This is a genomic window from Devosia faecipullorum (genome assembly GCF_015158295.1).
In the GTDB taxonomy this organism is placed as follows: domain Bacteria; phylum Pseudomonadota; class Alphaproteobacteria; order Rhizobiales; family Devosiaceae; genus Devosia; species Devosia faecipullorum.
In genome coordinates this window covers 1-982 of the sequence record NZ_JACDXV010000022.1, presented here as the reverse complement: position 1 = coordinate 982, position 982 = coordinate 1, and the positions used below count along the sequence as shown (strand labels likewise).

Here is a 982-nt window from a genome sequence, read left to right as displayed (position 1 = left end):
CCCCCCCCCCCCCCCCCCCCCCCCCCCCCCCCCCCCCCCCCCCCCCCCCCCCCCCCCCCCCCCCCCCCCCCCCCCCCCCCCCCCCCCCCCCCCCCCCCCCCCCCCCCCCCCCCCCCCCCCCCCCCCCCTGGAATGGAATGGAATGGAATGGAATGGAATGGAATGGAATGGAATGGAATGGAATGGAATGGAATGGAATGGAATGGAATGGAATGGAATGGAATGGAATGGAATGGAATGGAATGGAATGGAATGGAATGTCTGCCACATCTCGTTGGGCCGCACCGTTTTGGTGTGGAACGCATCTGCCGCCTTGATCACCACATAGGCCGGGCTGGTGATCAGGTCGTGGGCCTTGAGAAGCCGGTAAACGCTGGCTTCGGACACTGTCCGTCGTCAGATCATTTGGCGCAGTTTGGGTCTTGGATTAGCGGAGTATCGGCCTCGTCTTTGGGTTGATGTTATGCGGCGAGCTTGCGGTGCTGCAAGCGCCGATGCTGGATGGTTTGTCGTGCTCGGCAGGCTTTTTGGTGCTCGGGGATTTAGCAGTCATCTTGGTTCCTTCGTCAGACGACGAGACCAAAACACTCCTTAAAGCTCAACCCTCAATCTGTGCCATGGGCGCTGACGGGGAACAGGCCACATCGTGAACACCCTGGTCATAAAAGATGACCGTTCATTTCGACGAGTTGCCTGGCTAGATCCATTTGATGCTGTGAAATACCTATCCCTCACAATTCTGCTTTTCGAGAAAGTTGAGACCAAGAGAATTGCTAAATCGGAAGGATTTATCCATTCACACAGGAGGTCAGACAATGCTGGTGAGCTGTTTGATCGAAATTTTGGATACGACAGCTTTCGTAAGCGCGACGCCGATCCCCTCCTGCCATTTTTGACTTGATCCAGCCATTCTGCGCGGATTCGCGTGACGGAGGGTTTGGATTTTGGAAGTAGACGGCAAAATGGGCGTCCATTTGGGCGG

Annotated in this window: 1 pseudogene; it reads right to left on the bottom strand. The window is 57.2% G+C overall.

The features are described 5' to 3' along the window. Window positions 1-258: 258 nt before the first annotated feature. A pseudogene (locus H0482_RS17055) lies at window positions 259-396 on the bottom strand (IS3 family transposase); the annotation flags it as partial. Window positions 397-982: the final 586 nt, after the last annotated feature.